The sequence below is a fragment of the Anabaena sp. AL09 genome (assembly GCF_001672255.1).
Taxonomy (GTDB): Bacteria; Cyanobacteriota; Cyanobacteriia; order Cyanobacteriales; family Nostocaceae; genus Dolichospermum; species Dolichospermum lemmermannii.
In genome coordinates this window covers 1-20,976 of sequence record NZ_LJOQ01000002.1, presented here as the reverse complement: position 1 = coordinate 20,976, position 20,976 = coordinate 1, and the positions used below count along the sequence as shown (strand labels likewise).

Genomic DNA, 20,976 nt, shown 5'->3' with positions numbered 1-20,976 from the left:
TCCTGCTGTTTGCCCTTTCCTTCTATACTGGCAAAGGCGCTGAACCATTCAATTGCCGAGCAGCATTGATACAAACAGGGCAATCACAGCCAAATAGCTTGATAGCTAAATCACTTTCAGCATCAGAAAATTCTAGTTCTTTGGGATTATTTGTATCTACTTGTGCTATTTGCATGGGTTCTTTTGCAACAGCAGGAGAAGTATTACTTACCTGTATACATACCTTTTTCGGAGTTGCAGAATGGGGAGACATGACGCAAGATAGATGAGTCCCAGTAGCGTCAATTGTTTGACTAGCATAAGCAGGTCTAGCCATCATCACCATAGATAACATGGATGTGAACAATACGGGGCTAGAAATTAAAGTTAAAATAAATCTTTTGTTCATGTACTGTTAAAAACCTTGTCATTAAGGAAATAAACCAATTTATCTTTTCCGACAACTTGGTTGTTAATCAGTCTATCTTACCTAAGAACAGGGAACAGGGAACAGGGAATATTTATCTTTTTATTGCCTTTTACCAATTACCCGTAATTGCTAATATCACGTAAATTTTCGGCTTTTTATTTAAAATTAGTTACATGAAAGGTTAGAGTAAATACTCATTAAGATATAATCCAGATTATGTTTTAATTTGAGGTTTCGGCTTGTGCTAGGAATAAAAAGCATCAATATACATAATTTATCTAGCTGGGTAGAACAATCAAAAACCCAAGCAACACAGGGAAAAGTTATTGAACGCATTCCTCAATTAGCTATTGTTAATCCTAACCGTTTTGCTGTTCATATAAGTTGCGAACCAGGAGAAAATTATAGTTTGGGAGATACGGCTTGTGTGTTTCCATTTATGAGTGTGATAAAGCCATTTTCTCTACTATACCTGCTCGAATATTACGGAGTAAAACAGGTTTTACAATGGGTTGGGGTTAAATCCTCGGACGCGCCTTTTAATTCTTTAGTGCAATTAATAGCAGATAATGGATATCCTCGCAACCCCATGATTAATAGTGGTGCTATTACTCTCGCTGATAAGTTGCCAGGAAAAGATGGAAATGAATGCACACAATTGTTTTGTGAATGGTTAAATAAATTAGCAGATACTCAATTATATATAGATGCAAATATTTTAGCTTCAGTCCGTGTTAGTCGTTCTCGGATAAATATAGATATTACTAACTATCTCTACGAAGCTGGACATTTAAATAATATTGAATTATCTCTTGATGTTTATGAGCAAATATGTTGTATATCTGGGACAGTGGAAGATTTAGCGAAGTTAGGAAAAGTATTAGCTTGCAAAAGCGAGGTGATCAAAAATCAACACCGTCAAATTGTGAATGCGGTGATGTTAACTTGCGGTTTATATGAAGCTTCCGCTGAGTATGCTGTGAAAATTGGTTTACCAATAAAATCAGGTATTGGTGGTGGACTTGTCGCCATCATACCAAATCATGGAGCGATCGCCAGCTACAGTCCTGCCTTAGATATTGTAGGTAATCCTGTAGCTGGTTTGGCACTAATGGAAACTTTATCTCAAAGTTTGCAACTGAGTATTTTTAGTTAATTACTCTTGAAATTGAGATTTAGGATTTTCCATTGTCTCACTAGGTAAATTTGATTCCTCTGTTTCCGTGACTTTTGCTTCTGCTGCTACTGGGGGAGACGCAACGGGAGTTGATTTAACTTCAGGAATTTTAACTTCGGGAACTGGTTGTTTCTCTACTTTCGTTGCTGGAATTGTTGTAACTTCAGGAACTTTAACTTCAGGAACTTTAACTTCAGGAATTGGCTGTTTCTCTACTTTCGTTGCTGGAGTTGGTGTAACTTCAGGAACTTTAACTTCAGGAACTTTAACTTCAGGAATTGGCTGTTTCTCTACTTTCGTTGCTGGAGTTGGTGTAGCCTCAGTAGCTGGAATTTTAGCAGTATAAGTTGGGTCTACAATGCCACGGACTTCATCTGCTGTCAATTCCCCTCTGACAATTTTGGATAAAGTATCTTGACCATTGGGTTGATAATTAATTAATCTGATACTGGTATTAAAGGCATTTTTCACAGGTTGTCCTTGATTATCGAGGAATTCCAGTTTTACCCAAGTTTTACCAGGTTTAAACCCTTTGAGATAAATAGGTTGCCAACGATCAAGAATAAAGCTTTCACCATTAACTGTACTCCGAATGCGCCAATTGCTCATTGTATCTTCAGGATTAGTTTCAGCGAGACTATGCAATGGTGCATTAGTTAGGTAAAAATCCAGCATAATGGGTTCTGCACCATAACCACCATTGGGACGACTATAAGTAAGTAACGGTAATTTAGAATCTGGGTTGTTTTCCTCGGTTTTCGTCAAGACGTGAAATGTGGTTTGAGTATAAGCACCTTCATTTTTAAAACTTTCATGCCACGGACGAGAAGCAAAAACGCGAAGAGTATGCGTACCAGGGGATAAGTCTGACAATACCACCGGCTGATTTACATCGTAAACAGCTATATAAGGTTGATTGTCTAAAATTAGGTGCAAATGAGGTCCAAGTTGCCATTGAGGGTCTTTAAATATCGGTAAGTCCTTAACTTGTAACCTTACTTTAACTATATTGTCTTGAAGAATTTCATCTACCTGGGGACTGAGGATGCTGACTTGGGGTTGATAACCCTCCAAACTGGGACGCAATGCTTGGATAACATTTGGTGGTGCGGTTTCGGAAAATGTCCCAGAAATTTCTGAAGTTGGGGGCGCTTTCATGAAGGGATTGATAGATATTTCCTGGCTATTTGCTGCTTCAGCGCAACTACTCAAATTTACAACTAGCACTAATGTAACAACCCATTTAATAATTGGGAATCTATTTGAGAAAAGTAACTCAAAAAATTTTCTGCACCCAGTGTTCATGTTTTTATTCCTTAATAGTTTTTAACAATTGACGCAATCATTGTGGCGCAAATTATGACTCATGGACTATGGATTAAGAGCATAAATCTATGACCAAAGTTATAAATCTACTTACTTTTCTTTGATTAAAATACCAAATAAGTGATTTTTTTGACTTAATCCCGGGAAAATAATTTGCTTATAGACCGCTAATTTTGGGTAAAAGTAGCTAAACAGCAAGGGTTTAAGCCGATTTCCGTATAAATCATCAGTTTTGCAAATTGTTGTTCTTTGTAAATTAAATGAAGAGTCTATTGACATTTGAACAATGTATAGGAACTGGTAACGTAAATTAGACAATAAACTTGGCTATGTTTAATTATTGTTAACAGGTCTATAACAATGTGCAAGTTCTCACTCTATAATTCAACAGAAACAACTTTTCTTTTCCACACGGCAACCGCATCGCTGGACAAGAGCAATCGGAAAACAGCGACTGTGTTATTCTAGGTGGTATTCATGATTCCCCATTCCTTATAGAGAGGAGGTCGAATGACGATTAGTCCTCCGGAGCGAGAGGAAAAAAAAGCAAGAGTGATCGTTGACAATGATCCGGTTCCTACCTCATTTGAAAAATGGGCAAAGCCAGGACATTTCGACAGATCCTTATCGAGAGGCCCAAAAACCACAACCTGGATTTGGGATCTCCATGCCCTCGCCCATGATTTTGATACACATACAAGCGATTTAGAAGACATCTCCCGCAAGATATTCGCCGCCCACTTCGGCCATTTGGCTGTAGTAACAATCTGGCTGAGCGGAATGTTATTCCACGGTGCTAAGTTCTCTAACTACGAAGCTTGGCTGGCTGACCCGTTAGGCATTAAGCCTAGCGCTCAAACTGTTTGGTCTATTGTTGGTCAAGACATCTTAAACGGTGATATGGGCGGCGGTTTCCGCGGCATTCAAATCACATCTGGCTTGTTCCAAGTATGGCGTGGCTGGGGTATCACTAGCTCCTTCCAGCTATATGTAACTGCAATTGGCGGCTTGGTATTAGCAGGCTTGTTCTTATTTGCTGGCTGGTTCCACTACCACAAACGCGCTCCTAAACTGGAATGGTTCCAGAACGTGGAGTCAATGCTGAATCATCACTTATCAGTGTTGCTAGGCTGTGGTTCTTTAGGATGGGCTGGTCACTTAATCCACGTTTCTGCACCAATCAACAATCTGTTAGATGCAGGTGTGGCAGCTAAGGACATTCCATTGCCTCATGAATTGCTGTTTAATACAGCAAAAATGGCAGAACTTTACCCTGGTTTCGCTAGTGGTTTAACACCTTTCTTCACCTTAAATTGGGGCGCTTACGCGGATATCCTCACATTTAAGGGCGGTTTAAACCCAGTTACAGGCGGCTTGTGGATGACTGATATTTCTCATCACCACCTAGCGATCGCTGTACTGTTCATCGTTGCTGGTCATATGTACCGTACCAACTGGGGTATCGGTCACAACATCAAAGATATTCTCGAAGCTCATAAAGGTCCTTTCACTGGCGAAGGTCACAAAGGTCTTTACGAAAACCTCACCACTTCTTGGCACGCTCAATTAGCTACTAACCTAGCTTTCTTGGGTTCCTTGACAATCATCATCGCCCATCATATGTACGCGATGCCTCCCTATCCTTACTTGGCAACTGATTACGCAACACAATTGTGTATCTTCACTCACCATATTTGGATCGGTGGTTTCTTGATTGTTGGTGGCGCTGCTCACGCAGCCATCTTCATGGTGCGGGATTACGATCCTGTTGTTAACCAAAACAACGTATTGGATCGCGTGATTCGTCACCGTGACGCTATCATTTCTCACCTCAACTGGGTATCTATATTCTTAGGCTTCCATAGCTTTGGTTTATACATTCACAATGACACCATGCGTGCCTTGGGTCGTCCCCAGGATATGTTCTCCGACAGTGCAATTCAATTGCAACCAGTATTTGCTCAATGGGTGCAAAACCTGCACACATTAGCTCCCGGCAACACAGCACCTAACGCTCTTCAAGTAGTTAGTCATGCTTTTGGTGGCGGATTGGTAGCTGTAGGCGGTAAGGTCGCAATGATGCCCATTGCTTTGGGTACAGCGGACTTCATGGTTCACCACATCCACGCATTCACCATTCACGTTACTGTTCTGATCTTGCTCAAAGGTGTATTGTATGCCCGCAGTTCTCGTCTGATTCCAGACAAGGCTAACTTAGGCTTCAGATTCCCTTGCGATGGTCCAGGTCGTGGCGGTACTTGCCAAGTTTCCGGTTGGGATCACATCTTCCTCGGACTCTTCTGGATGTATAACTCCTTATCAATTGTAATTTTCCACTTTAGCTGGAAGATGCAATCTGATGTCTGGGGAACAGTAGATGCAGATGGCACAGTAAATCACATTACTGGTGGCAACTTTGCAGAAAGTGCTATCACCATCAACGGTTGGTTACGTGACTTCTTGTGGGCGCAAGCTACACAAGTAATTAACTCCTACGGAACTGAGTTATCCGCTTACGGACTCATGTTCTTAGGCGCTCACTTCATTTGGGCGTTCAGCTTAATGTTCCTGTTCAGTGGTCGTGGCTACTGGCAAGAATTAATTGAGTCCATTGTTTGGGCGCACAATAAACTGAAAGTAGCCCCAACAATTCAGCCTCGCGCACTGAGCATCACTCAAGGTCGGGCTGTAGGTGTGGCTCACTACCTATTAGGAGGAATTGCTACCACTTGGGCATTCTTCCACGCACACATCCTTTCAGTAGGATAAGAATCAGTGGAATTTTGGATTTTGGATTTGAGATTTAATCCAAAATCCAGAATCTAAAATCTAAAATTTTGCTGACAAATAATGGCTAAAGGTCAGAGGACAGATCACACCTATGGCAACAAAATTTCCAAAATTTAGCCAGGATCTCGCACAGGACCCGACTACTCGTCGGATTTGGTATGCGATCGCTACAGGCAACGACTTTGAAAGCCACGATGGCATGACGGAAGAAAATCTTTACCAAAAGATTTTCGCTACGCACTTCGGTCACTTGGCAATCATCTTCCTGTGGGCATCCAGCCTCCTGTTCCACGTGGCCTGGCAAGGTAACTTTGAACAGTGGATTAAAGATCCCCTGCACGTCCGTCCCATTGCCCATGCAATTTGGGACCCTCACTTCGGTCAGCCTGCAATTGAAGCTTTCACCCAAGCTGGTGCAAGCAACCCTGTAAACATTGCTTACTCCGGTGTTTATCACTGGTGGTACACCATCGGGATGCGGACAAACACAGAACTATATACTGGTTCTGTTGGTTTGCTCTTGTTGGCAGCATTGTTCCTGTTTGCTGGCTGGTTACATTTACAACCCAAGTTCCGTCCTAGCCTCTCTTGGTTTAAGAGTGCTGAACCCCGTCTAAACCACCACTTATCGGCTTTATTCGGTGTTAGTTCTCTCGCTTGGGCAGGTCACTTGGTTCACGTTGCTATTCCTGAATCTCGTGGTATCCACGTGGGCTGGGATAACTTCTTAACTGTAGCTCCCCATCCAGAAGGTTTAACTCCTTTCTTCACAGGTAACTGGGGCGTTTATGCTCAAAACCCTGACACCGCTGGCCAGTTATTTGGTACTTCCACTGGTGCTGGGACTGCGATTCTCACCTTCTTGGGCGGTTTCCACCCCCAAACAGAATCCTTGTGGTTGACTGACATGGCTCACCACCACTTGGCGATCGCAGTTTTGTTCATCATCGCTGGTCATATGTACCGGACTAACTTCGGAATTGGTCACAGCATCAAAGAAATGCTGAACTCCAAATCTGGTTTAATTCCCGGTAGCAAGAGCGAAGGTCAGTTCAACCTGCCCCACCAAGGTCTTTACGACACCATCAACAACTCCCTGCACTTCCAGTTGTCATTAGCTTTGGCATCTTTGGGAACTATCTGTTCCTTGGTAGCGCAGCATATGTACGCTCTGCCTCCTTATGCTTTCATCGCTAAGGATTACACCACACAGGCAGCACTGTACACCCACCACCAGTACATCGCTGGTTTCTTGATGGTTGGTGCTTTTGCTCACGCAGCAATTTTCTGGGTTCGTGACTACGATCCTGAACAAAACAAAGGTAACGTCCTTGACCGGATGTTACAACACAAAGAAGCGATCATCTCCCACCTTAGCTGGGTATCTCTCTTCTTGGGTTTCCACACTCTGGGTTTATATGTTCACAACGACGTAGTTGTTGCGTTCGGTACTCCTGAAAAACAAATCTTGATTGAGCCAGTATTTGCTCAATTCATCCAAGCTGCCCAAGGTAAAGCTCTGTATGGCTTGAATGTACTGTTGTCTAACCCCGACAGTATTGCTTACACCGCTTACCCCAATGCTGGTAACGTTTGGTTGTCTGGCTGGTTAGATGCCATCAACTCTGGCACAAATTCCTTGTTCTTGACCATTGGACCTGGCGATTTCTTGGTTCACCACGCTTTCGCTTTGGCTATCCACACCACCACCTTGGTACTCGTTAAGGGTGCTTTGGATGCGCGTGGTTCTAAACTGATGCCCGATAAAAAGGACTTCGGTTATGCGTTCCCCTGCGACGGTCCCGGCCGTGGCGGTACTTGCGATATCTCCGCATGGGACTCTTTCTACCTGTCTATGTTCTGGATGTTGAATACCATTGGTTGGGTAACCTTCTACTGGCACTGGAAACATTTAGGTATTTGGCAAGGTAACGTTGCTCAGTTCAACGAAAACTCTACCTACCTGATGGGCTGGTTCCGTGATTACCTCTGGGCTAACTCTGCTCAGTTGATTAACGGTTACAACCCCTACGGCATGAATAACTTGTCTGTTTGGGCTTGGATGTTCCTCTTTGGACACCTCGTCTGGGCTACTGGTTTCATGTTCCTCATCTCTTGGAGAGGTTACTGGCAAGAGTTAATTGAAACCTTGGTTTGGGCGCACGAACGTACTCCTTTAGCTAACTTGGTTCGCTGGAAGGACAAGCCCGTTGCTCTCTCCATTGTTCAAGCTCGTGTGGTTGGTTTAGCTCACTTCACTGTTGGCTACATCCTCACCTACGCAGCGTTCCTCATTGCTTCTACTGCTGGTAAGTTCGGTTGATCCTGACTACTAGTTTTAGGTAATTAAAAATCCCCTGCCGTAAGGTGGGGGATTTTTTTAATGGGTTTGAGTTTAGCATTGCTAAACCCCTAAAAACTAAGGACTGGTGATTTCTATCCCTAACCAATCACTTAATTCCCTCGCTAACCATTCTAATTCTGCTTCAGATTTGATGGTGAAAGTATTAACATCAAACTCAAATTTTGCGACTCCTACCCAAATTACCAATTTTGCAGGGACTTGAGTTTTATATCCATCTGAGTCTTTAGTAAAATATCTCGGTGTATAAACTAATTTATCAATATTTTCTCTAGAAAATGAACGACGACGGGGGATTGTCCATTTCCATAACTGGTAATTCACAGAAATTTGTTGGGAATCTATATGTATTTTGGCACTACCAAATAAACTGGAAAATCTACCATATATCATCGAAAAGCCTAAGCCCCAAAAAGCTAATGAAAATAAGGCAAAGGGTATATTAGTAGGAAAGGGAGGAGACAAAAAACCAATAGTCTGAAATAAGATAAAAGAATTCCCGGCTATGGCAAGAAAACCTACAAATACCGTTGAAAATTGAAAGCCAACTGGAGGAATAATAATTTCTAAAATCTCTTCATTTTTGGTTAATTGAATTTTACTACCCGCTGGTTTACCAACAGTTAAAGCAAACGTATCAGCATATTGTGGCTGCTTTAAATCTCTGAGTGCTTGGGTTGCAGTAGAAAACCGCTTTTCTAAACTGGGTTCTGTAATTTGCTCCAACCACTTAGCGAAATTGGGACTAAGATTAGCAACTTGCTGAAATTGAATGCGAAAATCCTTTTGGGGTAAATCTGCTGGGTTAGTCCCTGTCACCAAATAAATTAGGGTTGCACCTAAACTATAAAGGTCAGAAGCGGGAACAGTACGCCCTCCAAACTGTTCCTGTGGCATATAACCATAAGTCCCCACAACAGTTCTTGTCCCTGCTTCTGCTGCTAGGACTGTCTGAACTGAACCAAAATCTATTAAATAAACTAAACCGACACTATTGCCAGAGCGCTCTCCTAATAAAATATTGCTAGGCTTAATATCACGGTGGACAACAGGTGGATTTAACTCATGCAAGTATTTAAGGATCTCTAAAACTGCTTTAGCAATTTCTTTAACTTCAATTTCTGTAAATTTCCTCCCAGCTTGTAAATATTGTTCTATGGTTTGGGCTGAAATATAAGTCTGAACCAGGGCAAATCCTTTATATGTAGGGGAATTGACCTCAAAATAGTCTAAGTATGCAGGAATATGGGGATGTGATAAAGATTTTAAAGTTTGAGCTTCTCTCTCAAATAATTTGAGATCATCCCATTCAAAATCATTACTAAAAGCAAGTAACTTGACAATTACCGATTTTCCAGTTACTAAATCAGTAGCCAAGAAAGTCCTTCTCCCGGCTTTTTTGCCTAGCTGTTGTTGAACTTCATAGCGATTAGCTAATATTTCCTTATTCATCATTGCAGTTTCCTGATGTCATTGATGAGCATAACTACCAAAATTATCTTCCCCTTTCCCAACTGTTAAATTTTAATTGTTAATTTTTAATTGCTTATGCCTTCCCCACTTTGGCCTTATATTACCCCAGGTATTCCCGACGAATTATTTGAGAATTTACCAGGTATTCCCCTCAGTCAGCGAGAATTAAGATTGCTGATAATTTCCCAACTGCGACTAGAAGCCAATTCGGTATTGTGGGATATTGGCGCAGGAACAGGTACAATTCCTATAGAGGTGAGCTTATTGTGTCCCCACGGACGAGTGATTGCTATCGAAAGAGATGAGGATGTTGCGAACCTAATTAGACGCAACTGCGATCGCTTTGAAGTCAAAAACGTCGAAGTAATTGAAGGTAGCGCCCCAGAATGCTTAGATCAAATCAAGTTACTACCTGATCGGATCTGCATTGAAGGTGGAAAAGCCATACAGGAAATTGTCCAAGCTGCATGGCAATATTTACCAACATCTGGCCGAGTAGTCGCTACTGCTGCTAGTCTAGAAAGTCTGTATGCTATTTCTCAAAGCTTTTCTCAGTTGAGAGTTAGGAATATTGAAGTTGTCCAGTCAGCGGTAAATCGCTTAGAAACACGGGGCTATTCTCAAACCTTTGTAGCAGCCGATCCCATTTTCATTCTTAGTGGTGAAAAATTAGATTAAATTCCTTCGGTTTTCGGTTTTGGGTTGCATCCAAAATCCCAAATCTAAAATCCCCAATATTATCCTATGCCCTGGCCTCGAATTATTAGTGGAATTATTGCGATTATCATGGCGCTATCTGCAACCCTCTTAGGGGGTTGGTATTTTACGATAGCGATCGCTATTGTCGTATTTTTAGGTCAACAAGAATATTTTAATTTGGTCCGTTCTCGCGGCATCACACCCTCAGTCAAAACTACTATGATTGTTAGTCAAGTTCTACTGGCAATTTGTACCCTGAATGGTAGTTTAGCTGATGCAATTATGCCCATAGCCGGGACACTTATTTGTTTTTATTTACTATTTCAACCCAAATTAGCCACCATTGCGGATATTTCCGCTTCTATTATGGGTTTGTTTTATGTCGGTTACTTACCAAGTTACTGGGTCCGCTTACGAGGAATTGATCATGCTATTAGCAGTAATTTACCTTTAGGTGGTTATTGGCCATCTAATTGGCAAGATATTGGACAAGGTAATTTAACTGCCTTCCCTGCGGGTTTAACCGCGACTATCCTCACATTCTTATGTATTTGGGCTGCTGATATTGGTGCTTATACGTTTGGTAAATTCTTCGGGAAAACGCGATTATCAGATATTAGTCCCAAAAAAACTGTAGAAGGTGCTGTTTTTGGCATTACTGCCAGTGTCGCTGTTGCTATGGTAGGAGCTTACCTTCTCCATTTTCCCCATTGGTTAATCACTGGTGTCACATTAGGTCTAATTATTGGTATTGCTAGTTTATTGGGTGACTTAACAGAATCCTTACTGAAACGTGATGCCGGTGTCAAGGATTCAGGACAATTGATCCCCGGTCATGGGGGGATTTTAGATCGCACCGATAGCTATATTTTCACTGCTCCTCTAGTGTATTATTTCGTTACATTACTTTTACCTTTATTAGAAAAAACGCTGTAATAGGAACTAAGATAAGATTTAATCTCAACTTGCTCATGTCACTCACAATAGCCATACAATTTAAAGTAAATTCAGGGAATATTGAGTTTTGATTTTTTAATAGTTATGGGTTAATATTAATACGTCCATAACAGGTTAATTGTTCTGGCAGCAGAGAAATTTTTTCGATATCAACATCTGTTCCCAGGTTTATCATATAAGGAGAATTCCTTTCCAAAAGCACCTCTTGATCGGTCTTAACCTGAACCTGCGTTAATTGCAGTTCTTGACCATTGCGTAGTTCTAAGCCTAAATGAATATTGAAAAATGCCCCTTCTGTTTCAGAAATGGGGATACCGTGTAGGATCAATACCTGGTTGTCAAGGGTGATTTTTTCCCAAGTAATAAACGGGTAATTTAGGCTGTATTCTGCTAATAGTGGAATCAGTCCATCATTTATAGCAGTTAATAATAATGGAGATGAAAGAGAGTTATTAAGATCCTGTGCGGTGATAATCAGCTTACCAACCACAGGGACTATTGCTGATAATTGCAAAGGTTGTCCTTTTAATATTGCAGCAACATTCAGTTGGATTTTTTCTGCCTCAAGTTCGATTTGTGTAACACGAAGGCCTTGATACACTGCATTACTAGCAGAAATTGATACTCCAGGAATGTAACCAGAAAGTAATTGGCGATCGCTTGCTTCTATCTGTACCTCTAAATGAGATACTTGATTTAATTGGCTTCTTAACCAGAGCTTAATCGCTGATGTTAAAACTTTTGTAATGATCCTGACTCTGCTATTATTTGGATTTGGGGAACTTAGTTCTGTCATTTTTCGACGGTTACATCAATGTAAATATGCCCAATTATTGAGCATCTTAAACAGTTCTTAACTTTAGCATGGAAGTTGGTTAACAACAAAGTGCAAACATTAGTAAGTAAGTAGACGAAAATGGAGATGATTTCGTAGTAAGGGCTTCAGCCCTTAAATGAGGAATAAATTCCTCACTACAAACTTTGAATTATTCAAGCCGTTCTACTTAGTATAAAAATATTCAGCAAGAAAATCACAATTTAAACATGGAGGAACGGTTACAAAAAATTCTAGCTCAATGGGGTATCGCCTCACGACGTGAAGCCGAAGAAATGATGAGGCAATCACGAGTATGTGTTAACGGGGTAGTAGCACATTTAGGTCAAAAAGTCGATCCCTCTCAAGACAAAATCTCTATTGATGGTCAACCTGTGCTGGCAGAACAGCGACCATCCAAAATGTATTTATTACTGCATAAACCAGCCGGAATTGTCTCTACTTGCCATGATCCTCAAGGAAGACCAACCGTGTTGGATCTGCTACCGTCAGAGTTAAGAACCGGATGGGGTATTCACCCGGTAGGCCGTTTGGATGTAGACTCCACAGGAGCCTTGATTTTAACCAATGATGGGGAACTGACCTATGGACTTACCCATCCCAGTCATAGTATTACTAAGACCTATCGTGTTGTTGTTCAAGGCCATCCCCCAGCAACAGTTCTCAAAAATTGGAGTCAGGGTATAGTTCTGGAAGGAAGAATCACAAGACCTGCTCAAGTGCGCTTAGTTGAAAGTCATATTGATAGAAGCTGGTTAGAGATCGTTTTACAGGAAGGAAGAAACCGTCAAATTCGCCGCATAGCCGAACAATTGGGATATCCAGTTATCAAGCTACATCGTACGGCTATTGGTTTAATTCAATTAAAAACGTCAACAACAGCATTTTTGCCATCTGGTAAATATCGTCATCTTAGTGAAGATGAGATGAGTTTTTTAAATAAGCAGATAATTCGCACACCGATTCAGACAAAGCCGAGTTAAGGAGTAAAGGAAAAATATGAAATGGTTCAGAAAGAAGGATGAACAGCCAATCAAACCTTCTATCAAGGAACATCAAGCCGAAAAGTTAGGACAACTTGGCTCACAACTAGCTTCACTACGGCAAGAAAAAGGTTTAACTCTGGATGAGTTAGTCGGATTAACTAGAATTCCTCGACGACTTTTGCAAGCAATTGAAGAAGGTAATTTAAGCGACTTACCAGAACCAATTTATATTCAAGGCTTAATTAGACAGTTCGCAGACGCTTTAGGAGTTCGGGGAGCAGAATTTGCCAGTCATTTCCCCATTGGTTCTCAATCAGTGGGTGTTAAATCCCATTGGAAAGCACAAGCTTTTCCTCAATTACGTCCTATTCATCTTTACCTGCTTTATATTGGGTTAATTTCCTGTTCTGTGAACGGTTTATCCCAGTTGTTGAATAATGCCACTTTGCAGGCAAATAACCGCCAAATTCAACCAAATACAGCAGCGCAGTCAAAAGGGCAAGAAACAGCTAGTAATACATTACTCAGCAAGAAAGAGCATCAATCCGTACAAATTGGTGTGACTTTAAAAACCTCATCTTGGATTAGTGTGGTTACAGATGGTAAAACCGCCTTTGAGGGAGTTTTACCACAAGGTTCTAGTCGCACTTGGAACGCCACTGACCAACTGACAGTAAAAACTGATAATGCTGGTGGTGTGTTAATGAGCGTGAATCAGCAGGAATCGAAGGAAATGGGAGAACTTGGGAAATCCAAAGAAATCAAAATTGCTGCTAAACCAAACTTATAGGAGTCAGTTGTCAGTTGTCAGGAGTCAGTTGTCAGTGGTTAGTTGTCAGAAGGAAGAAAATTTCTCCCCCACTTCCCCCACTTCCCCCACTTCCCCCACTTCCCCTGCTCCCCTACTTTTCTCTATGAGCGCGTCCGTAACGGAGAGTGAGAGTTTTTAAGCGATCGCTTAAATCTGGCGTTAATACACCTGGTTGGTAACGCCACTCCCAATTTCCCTCCGCTGTACTAGGAAAATTCATCCGGGCTTCAGTTCCCAAACCTAATACATCCTGCAAAGGTATAATCGCTTGATTAGCGATCGAACTTAAAGCTAACCTAATTAAGTCCCAGTGTATACCATCAGGACTTATACAACCCAAATACAACAATAAATTTTGCTTTTCATAATCATTTCCCGTGTTAAACCAGCCTACAGTCGTATCGTTGTCGTGAGTACCTGTATAAACTACAGCATTGCGAGTGTAGTTAAAGGGTAAAAATGGATTTCCGGGATCAGAACCAAAGGCAAACTGCAACACCTTCATCCCTGGAAACTCAAACTGATCTCGCAGTGCCTCCACTTCTGGCGTAATAATTCCCAAATCCTCCGCCAAAACAGGTAACTTACCCAAACGCTTTCTAATTGCCTCAAATAAAGCCACTCCAGGCGCTTCAATCCATTCGCCATTCATGGCAGTAGTTTCTCCCTGGGGAACAGCCCAATAAGCCTCAAAACCCCGGAAATGATCAATGCGAATTATATCCACGTAATCCAGCATCGCCTCAAAGCGTAATATCCACCATTTGAAATCTTGTTTTTGCAATTCTTCCCAGTTATAAACCGGATTTCCCCATAATTGACCAGTAGCGCTAAAGTAGTCGGGTGGAACTCCCGCCATTAAAGCCACTTCTCCCGTTTCTTCATCTAAAGCAAAAATCTCAGGATTAGCCCACACATCAGCACTATCATGGGCTACATAAATAGGGATATCACCAATAATCTCTATTCCATTTTCATTAGCATAGTTTTTCAGTTCTGACCACTGCCGGAAGAACTCATATTGAACAAACTTGTAATAAAAAATCTCCTCTTTTAACTCTTGTGTAATTTTTGCTAAAGCTGCTGGTTCACGCTTTGCTAATTCCGGTTGCCAATTATGCCAGCTTTTACCCTTTTGGGCATCTTTAATCGCCATAAATAGCGCATAATTATTTAACCAATAGCCTTTATCAGCACAAAACTTAGCAAAAGCTGCTTTTTGAGTTGAATTTGCTTTAGTTTTAAAATCCTCACAAGCTTTAATGAGTAGATTAACCTTAATAGGGATAACTTCGTTAAAATCTGCTTTATTTACAGAAAAATCTGGTAAATCAGCCAAATCTTCTGGAATTAACAAACCCTCATCTAGCAACTTTTCGGGACTAATCAAAAAGTAATTTCCCGCCATTGCGGAGTAGCACATATAAGGGGAATTACCGTAACCAGTCGGACCTAGAGGTAAAACTTGCCAATATTGCTGATGACTATGTTTGAGAAAATCAATAAACCGATAAGCTTCCAAACCCAAATCCCCAATACCAAACCGACTGGGAAAAGAACTAGGATGAAGTAAAATACCACTGGATCTAGGAAAAGGCATATTTAACCTGAAATATATTTTTATAAATCACGCATTGAATTTATCATGGCATAGTTAGTCTTGACTGTTGTGATTCGTGAAGAAATGAGAAGATTAACTCAGATCCCCGACTTCTTTGAGAAGTCGGGGATCTATAATCCCTACCATAACCGAATCATGACTTACAGAAATCCTGCACCCACCGTTGATATTATTATTGAATTAATTGATAGACCTCATCGCCCTATTATCCTGATTGAAAGACATAATGAACCTTTAGGCTGGGCGTTACCCGGTGGTTTTGTTGATTATGGTGAATCGGTAGAAAAGGCAGCAATTAGGGAAGCAGAAGAAGAAATAGGCTTAAAAGTAGAGTTAATAGAACAGTTATTAGTATATTCTGATCCTGAGCGCGATCCTCGTAAACATACGATTAGTATTGTATTTTTAGCAACAGCTACGGGTGAGCCTTTAGCGGGTGATGATGCTAAGGGGTTGGGTATTTTTGAGCCTTGGTGTGTTCCAGGTAATTTGTGTTTTGATCATAACCGGATTTTGCAGGATTATTGGCAGTATAGAAATTATGGGATTCGTCCAAGGTTGGGATAGTAGATTGGAATGGGTTTCGCGCAAAGACGCTAAGGAGCAAAGACGCAAAGTAAGAGAAGAAGACATGAGAAATATGTAGGGGTATAATCATTAGGCAATATTGCCATCAATACCTATACTTTAACGTCAAGCATTGTTTTATACTGTTTACATAGTATTCAATGGTGCATTATGGACGCTAAAGAACTTTTACAGAAATACGCCGCTGGGGAACGTAGGTTTCGTTCTGTAAGTTTGAGGGGGGTAGACCTTAAAGGTGCAAATTTGAGTGAAATCGACTTCACAAGTGCAGATTTATCGGGGGCAGATTTGAATAATGCTAACCTGAGTAAAGCACATCTTAATAACACAAATCTCACTAGGGCATCTTTAACAAACGCTAATTTGAGTGAGTTAGTAAGCGGTTCTGGTTTAAATTTGACTTGGGCTGACTTGAGTGGTACTAATTTGGGGAAAGCGAACCTAGATAATGCAAATTTCAGTAATGCTAATTTGGATAATGCAAACTTGAGAGATGCTACTTTACAATCTGCTAATTTCACTAATGCTAACTTGACTGGTTGTGATTTGAGTCAAGCAAACAACCTAAATAATGTCCTAGTCAAAAATACCAATTTTCAACGAGCTAAAATTGGGGGTGTTCATTTATCAGGAAAAAATTTATCAGGTTTGAATTTTGCTGAAGCTGATTTGGGTGCAGCCAACCTCAACCGTGTAAATCTCCAGAAAGCCAATTTACAAGGAGCAAATTTAGGAAGAGCAGATTTGCAAAATACAGATTTAATGAAGGTAAATCTCAATAATGCAAATCTGAAAAGAGCAGATTTAACCGGCGCGAATATTTATGGTGCAACCTTTAAAAATGCTGACCTGACAGGTGCGATAATGCCAGATGGAGAAGTTTACCAAACATCTACAGATTTAGAATTTGGTAAACCAGAAACACCATTAACAAAAGAGCCAAAAGAGATAAATATTATGACTCGTAAAGTAATCCGTACCGATAAAGCACCTGCACCAGTGGGACCATACAATCAAGCAATTCTCGCTTCCGGACAAATGTTGTTTGTAGCTGGACAAATTGCCATAGATCCTCGTTTGGGTGATGTTGTCTACACAGAAGATGTAGTTAAGCAAACTGAACAGGTAATGAGAAATATTGAAGCTATCCTCACAGAAGCAGGGGCTACATTTGCAGATGTGGTCAAAACTGGTGTATTTTTAGCTGATATGAATGATTTTGCCGCTGTAAATGCGGTTTATGCAAAATATTTTCCCGAAAATACCGCCCCAGCGCGTGCTTGTGTGGAGGTTTCCCGTTTACCTAAAAATGTGTTGGTAGAAATTGATTGTATTGCTGTTATTGCTAGTTAATTAATTATAAGGTGGGCGAGTCCCACCCTACTTTTAGTTTTCTGGTTCGATACCTAATGCTCTTAATTGTGCAGCTAGTCTTTCAGCACGCTGTGTTTCTTGTTCTGAGCGTTGTTTTTCTTGTTCTATCTCTTGTTGTTTTTGTGCTACTAATTCGGAACTCCACAACAACAAATTTCCCTGTTCGTCCCACAATCTTAACCATTTACCAGTTAAGTTTTCCCTTGTCCCTTCCCACACTCCCAGATAAAGATTCATTTCCTCTATCCAGTAAAGTTGGTTTTCGTGAGGATTTTGCAAAGTGTACAAACCTGTATTAGAGTTTAGCTGGTAAAATTCTAAACTACCGCTATCGGGTTCAAAAATAGCGTAATTAGGTACTTTTAAGATTTTTTCATAGAAAAACCATTTTCCAGGGGGATAAGTTGGTTTAATGGAATATTCTGTTCCGTCTGTATCAGAAATAAATTCCATAACGATAACTGGAATATCTCCCTGTAGTTCGGGTGTATAACTACGAAAGACTTCTTTTTTAGTGCCGCGAATTTCCGGGATATAAGCCCAATCAGGAGCTTTAATGACAATTTTGCCATTGACGGTGGCACAGATACCGTAGTTAGTCGGTGTGAGGCAACTGGGGGGAAGTTTACCCGCTAATTGGAGGCTTTCAGTCAGGGCAGAGGCTTGGGCTGGTTGGTAGATGTTGTCCACTGGATCATCTGGGAGAATGTAATCATCGGGTAGTTTTTCCCAAGTGATTTGGTAGGCTTGGGTAGCAATGATCATGATGGGTTTTCCTGTATTCAGGTTAGGGGATGAATGCTTGCCTTAAATCCTAGTTTAACCAGTTATAGCAACGAACAACGAAGTTACAACGAAGTTATAAAATCCATTCATCCGTCTTTATCTGCGTTTATCTGCGTTTATCTGCGTTCAATTATTCTAGAAATCTGATTTTATGTGATCATGAAACTCCTGCTATTGTAAAAAAACATTACCCCTCTCCACAAATGGAAAGGGGTTAATTGTCACTACTGAAAATTCAATTTCAGCAATCCTTAATAAGCATTTTGTAACTCGTAAAAATCAGGTGAGATGTAATCTTTACGTAAAGGCCAACCTACCCAATCTTCTGGCATCAAAATCCGCTTTAAGTTAGGATGACCTTCATAAATGATGCCATACATATCATAGCTTTCCCGTTCTTGCCAGTCTGCTGTTTTCCAAATCCAGTAAACTGAAGGCAAAGAGGGATTTTCTCTGGGTAAAAACACTTTCACCCTGATTTCTTCAGGACGGTCAGCATTATCACTAACTTTAAGTAAATGATAAACACTTACCAATTCTTCTCCTGCACCTAAGTCAATTCCTCCCTGAAATTGGAGATAATTAAACCCATAGGCATACAAAGCTGTAGAAATAGGCAGTAGAAAATCTGCGGGGACTTTAATTATTTCTACTCCGTTAGCGTCAAGTTCTAGAAACTCATGGAAAAAGCCATTTGACCCTAACCATTGGGAAACTTTACCGGGTTTAACTAGAGGTGCTTCCGCTACGGGAACTGGTTTGGATTCTTCTTCAGCCACGCGCTTGTTCCTCCTTCTGTGTCTTTGCTGTCAACAATCCTGGGGGTACAGCCATACCAATTGCTTCTGTCAATTCCTTGGGAGGATTAAAGCGGGTTTCTGACTGCATATACTTACCAGTTAATATTTCGGGAACTGGCTTCATATTATGAGTGGTACTGTAGTAGCGGTGAACTTGCTTGATGTTATCCCGTTCCTGCATAGACTCGTTGGCAATTTTTTTCCGCAGTTTAATAATTGCGTCAATAATCGCTTCTGGACGGGGAGGACAACCAGGCAAATATACATCTACAGGAATCAGCTTATCAACTCCGCGCACTGCTGTGGGTGAGTCAACGCTAAACATTCCCCCGGTAATTGTACAAGCACCCATAGCAATCACATACTTGGGTTCGGGCATTTGTTCATAAAGACGCACCAATTGGGGAGCCATCTTCATGGTAATTGTTCCCGCAGTGATGATTAAATCGGCTTGGCGGGGGCTACAACGAGGAATTAACCCAAAACGGTCAAAGTCGAAGCGAGAGCCAATTAAAGCCGCAAATTCAATGAAGCAGCAAGCTGTACCAAACAGTAAAGGCCACAAACTAGAAAGCCGCGCCCAGTTGTAAAGGTCATCAACGGTAGTTAAAATTACGTTTTCTGACAGTTCATGGGTAACTGTCGGCCGTTGAATGGGGTTGATGATTTGTTCTTTGTCTGGGGTGATGATATTAGAATTTAAGACCATTCCAAAGCTCCTTTGCGCCATGCGTAAACTAAGGCGATGATAAGAATCGAAATAAAGACTAGGGCTTCGATAAATGCCAATAAACCCAAACGGTTAAATGCAACAGCCCAAGGATACAAAAATACTGTTTCTACGTCAAAGACAACGAAGACTAGAGCAAACATATAGTAACGAATGTTGAACTGAATCCAAGCTCCGCCAATGGGTTCTAGTCCGCATTCGTAAGTTGTGCGTCTTTCTAGACTGTTACCAGTGGGTCTAAGAATTTTTGAGGCTGACAGTGCTAGGACTGGAACTAGGCTACACAGGAGAAAAAAGCCTAAAAGGTACTCGTAACCGCTAAGAACAAACACAATGTTTTTCTACCGCTAATGGTGTAAGGGAATAAGTTATCAGTTATCAGAGTTATAGCTTGACAGGCGTTTACTGATAACTGTTCACTGCAATATATGGATAATCTTCTTTTACATTATATCTTTTAGGGCTTTCTCGAATTTGTATTGAGATCCCTGACTTTTTAGAAAAGTCGGTGATCTCAGTATATTTGAATCCTTTTGATTATTAACCTCAGTTTCTAAGCACTTATAAACAAGTCGAACTATTTATACTCAACACGGCTTAATCATTTGATTCTGTGGGTAAGGGTTTAGCACTGCTAAACCCCTACAAATCTAGGTTTTTCGTAATTTTGTAAAAGTCCATGTCCCAACCGTTTTGGTTAATTAACAGTAGGAAGTTTGACTTGCTGAATATCCTCTAAACAATCACAAAATGATTGACATTCAATGTTCCGGTTAAACCCGTAACTTCAATAATGGCATCATTAGCCGCATTAAACCCTGCTGTTGCATCATTAATAGCCACAAAGGTTTTTTGTCCAAAACTGAATTGAGCCGCAAAATTTGACCCAAAGGCTGCCGCTGTTAATTTTGCCCCAATACCAGCAGCATCCAGGGTATTAACTGCGCCCACATTCACAAATCCGGCTCTTACAGTAGAAACACGGAATAAATCATTACCAGTTGTGGCGTTGAAGTCTGTGATGATATCAAATCCACTTAAGAGAGAATCAGTTAAGTTGTAATAATCAAAACGGTCAGTTCCTAAACCACCAACGAGAGTATCTTTGCCGATTCCACCGATGAGGATATCATTACCATTACCACCGGAAATATTGTCATTTCCTGCACCACCATTAATGATGTCATTACCACTATTACCAGAAATATTGTCATCTCCTGCATTCCCATAAAAAATGTCATTTCCATCAGTA

At 40.9% G+C, this 20,976-nt stretch carries 19 protein-coding genes; 9 read left to right on the top strand and 10 right to left on the bottom strand.

Going from position 1 to position 20,976, the window contains the following annotated elements:
* Window positions 1–22 precede the first annotated feature (22 nt).
* On the bottom strand, window positions 23–388 hold the full coding sequence (locus tag AN490_RS00180; protein WP_271822787.1) for a hypothetical protein: 366 nt from the start codon (window positions 386–388) through the stop codon (window positions 23–25).
* 262 nt (window positions 389–650) lie between these two features.
* Here AN490_RS00180 and glsA point away from each other — a divergent pair, with 262 nt between their 5' ends.
* Entirely contained in the window at window positions 651–1,565 is a 915-nt protein-coding gene (gene glsA, locus AN490_RS00175; RefSeq protein ID WP_299998763.1) for a glutaminase A, read from the top strand.
* Here glsA and AN490_RS00170 read toward each other — a convergent pair whose 3' ends face one another.
* Window positions 1,566–2,891 carry a hypothetical protein gene (locus AN490_RS00170; RefSeq protein ID WP_299998761.1) on the bottom strand — a complete coding sequence of 442 codons (1,326 nt, stop codon included), beginning with the start codon at window positions 2,889–2,891 and terminating at the stop codon, window positions 1,566–1,568.
* 531 nt (window positions 2,892–3,422) lie between these two features.
* On the opposite strand from AN490_RS00170, the gene psaA reads away from it, so the two are divergent.
* Window positions 3,423–5,681: a photosystem I core protein PsaA gene (gene psaA, locus AN490_RS00165; RefSeq protein WP_015081503.1), complete on the top strand. Its 2,259-nt coding sequence runs from the start codon at window positions 3,423–3,425 to the stop codon at window positions 5,679–5,681.
* 112 nt (window positions 5,682–5,793) lie between these two features.
* Complete coding sequence (psaB, locus tag AN490_RS00160; protein ID WP_168652507.1) at window positions 5,794–8,025, top strand: photosystem I core protein PsaB; 2,232 nt, start codon at window positions 5,794–5,796, stop codon at window positions 8,023–8,025.
* Between the two features lie 96 nt (window positions 8,026–8,121).
* Here psaB and AN490_RS00155 read toward each other — a convergent pair whose 3' ends face one another.
* A complete protein-coding gene (locus tag AN490_RS00155) occupies window positions 8,122–9,516 on the bottom strand; it encodes a serine/threonine-protein kinase (RefSeq protein ID WP_299998806.1) in 1,395 nt (464 codons plus the stop codon).
* A gap of 96 nt (window positions 9,517–9,612) precedes the next feature.
* Here AN490_RS00155 and cbiT point away from each other — a divergent pair, with 96 nt between their 5' ends.
* Together cbiT and AN490_RS00145 are read left to right on the top strand one after the other, a co-directional pair.
* Window positions 9,613–10,215 (top strand): precorrin-6Y C5,15-methyltransferase subunit CbiT, encoded by a 603-nt coding sequence (cbiT, locus tag AN490_RS00150; protein WP_015081500.1) that lies wholly within the window; start codon window positions 9,613–9,615, stop codon window positions 10,213–10,215.
* A gap of 66 nt (window positions 10,216–10,281) precedes the next feature.
* Window positions 10,282–11,172, top strand: a complete 891-nt coding sequence (locus AN490_RS00145; RefSeq protein ID WP_015081499.1) for a phosphatidate cytidylyltransferase — start codon at window positions 10,282–10,284, stop codon at window positions 11,170–11,172.
* A 103-nt stretch (window positions 11,173–11,275) separates the two neighbouring features.
* On the opposite strand, the gene AN490_RS00140 is transcribed toward AN490_RS00145, so the two are convergent.
* Complete coding sequence (locus AN490_RS00140; protein ID WP_299998755.1) at window positions 11,276–11,989, bottom strand: DUF2993 domain-containing protein; 714 nt, start codon at window positions 11,987–11,989, stop codon at window positions 11,276–11,278.
* A 248-nt stretch (window positions 11,990–12,237) separates the two neighbouring features.
* On the opposite strand from AN490_RS00140, the gene AN490_RS00135 reads away from it, so the two are divergent.
* Window positions 12,238–13,011, top strand: coding sequence for a pseudouridine synthase (locus tag AN490_RS00135; RefSeq protein WP_299998753.1), 774 nt, complete (start codon window positions 12,238–12,240; stop codon window positions 13,009–13,011).
* Between the two features lie 16 nt (window positions 13,012–13,027).
* Window positions 13,028–13,804, top strand: a complete 777-nt coding sequence (locus AN490_RS00130) for a RodZ domain-containing protein (protein WP_299998751.1) — start codon at window positions 13,028–13,030, stop codon at window positions 13,802–13,804.
* Window positions 13,805–13,916: 112 nt separating this feature from the next.
* Here AN490_RS00130 and malQ read toward each other — a convergent pair whose 3' ends face one another.
* The gene (gene malQ / locus AN490_RS00125; RefSeq protein WP_299998749.1) at window positions 13,917–15,425 is read right to left on the bottom strand and encodes a 4-alpha-glucanotransferase; all 1,509 of its coding nucleotides are present in this window, start codon (window positions 15,423–15,425) and stop codon (window positions 13,917–13,919) included.
* 156 nt (window positions 15,426–15,581) lie between these two features.
* On the opposite strand from malQ, the gene AN490_RS00120 reads away from it, so the two are divergent.
* A complete protein-coding gene (locus tag AN490_RS00120) occupies window positions 15,582–16,013 on the top strand; it encodes an NUDIX hydrolase (protein ID WP_299998747.1) in 432 nt (143 codons plus the stop codon).
* Window positions 16,014–16,184: 171 nt separating this feature from the next.
* On the top strand, window positions 16,185–17,387 hold the full coding sequence (locus tag AN490_RS00115) for a Rid family detoxifying hydrolase (RefSeq protein ID WP_299998745.1): 1,203 nt from the start codon (window positions 16,185–16,187) through the stop codon (window positions 17,385–17,387).
* Window positions 17,388–17,420: 33 nt separating this feature from the next.
* Here the strand turns inward: AN490_RS00115 and AN490_RS00110 are convergent, their stop codons facing one another.
* The 5 genes from AN490_RS00110 to AN490_RS00090 all read right to left on the bottom strand — a co-directional run.
* Window positions 17,421–18,173 (bottom strand): Uma2 family endonuclease, encoded by a 753-nt coding sequence (locus AN490_RS00110; RefSeq protein ID WP_299998743.1) that lies wholly within the window; start codon window positions 18,171–18,173, stop codon window positions 17,421–17,423.
* A 272-nt stretch (window positions 18,174–18,445) separates the two neighbouring features.
* On the bottom strand, window positions 18,446–18,973 hold the full coding sequence (locus AN490_RS00105; protein ID WP_015081489.1) for an NAD(P)H-quinone oxidoreductase subunit J: 528 nt from the start codon (window positions 18,971–18,973) through the stop codon (window positions 18,446–18,448).
* Entirely contained in the window at window positions 18,966–19,703 is a 738-nt protein-coding gene (locus tag AN490_RS00100) for an NADH dehydrogenase subunit K (protein ID WP_015081488.1), read from the bottom strand. Before AN490_RS00100 ends, AN490_RS00105 begins: the two co-directional genes overlap by 8 nt.
* Window positions 19,694–20,056: an NAD(P)H-quinone oxidoreductase subunit 3 gene (locus tag AN490_RS00095; RefSeq protein ID WP_015081487.1), complete on the bottom strand. Its 363-nt coding sequence runs from the start codon at window positions 20,054–20,056 to the stop codon at window positions 19,694–19,696. The genes AN490_RS00100 and AN490_RS00095 overlap by 10 nt, the downstream gene beginning before the upstream one ends.
* Before the next feature lie 403 nt (window positions 20,057–20,459).
* On the bottom strand, window positions 20,460–20,976 hold a 517-nt coding region (locus AN490_RS00090; protein WP_299998730.1), incomplete at its 5' end, for a calcium-binding protein.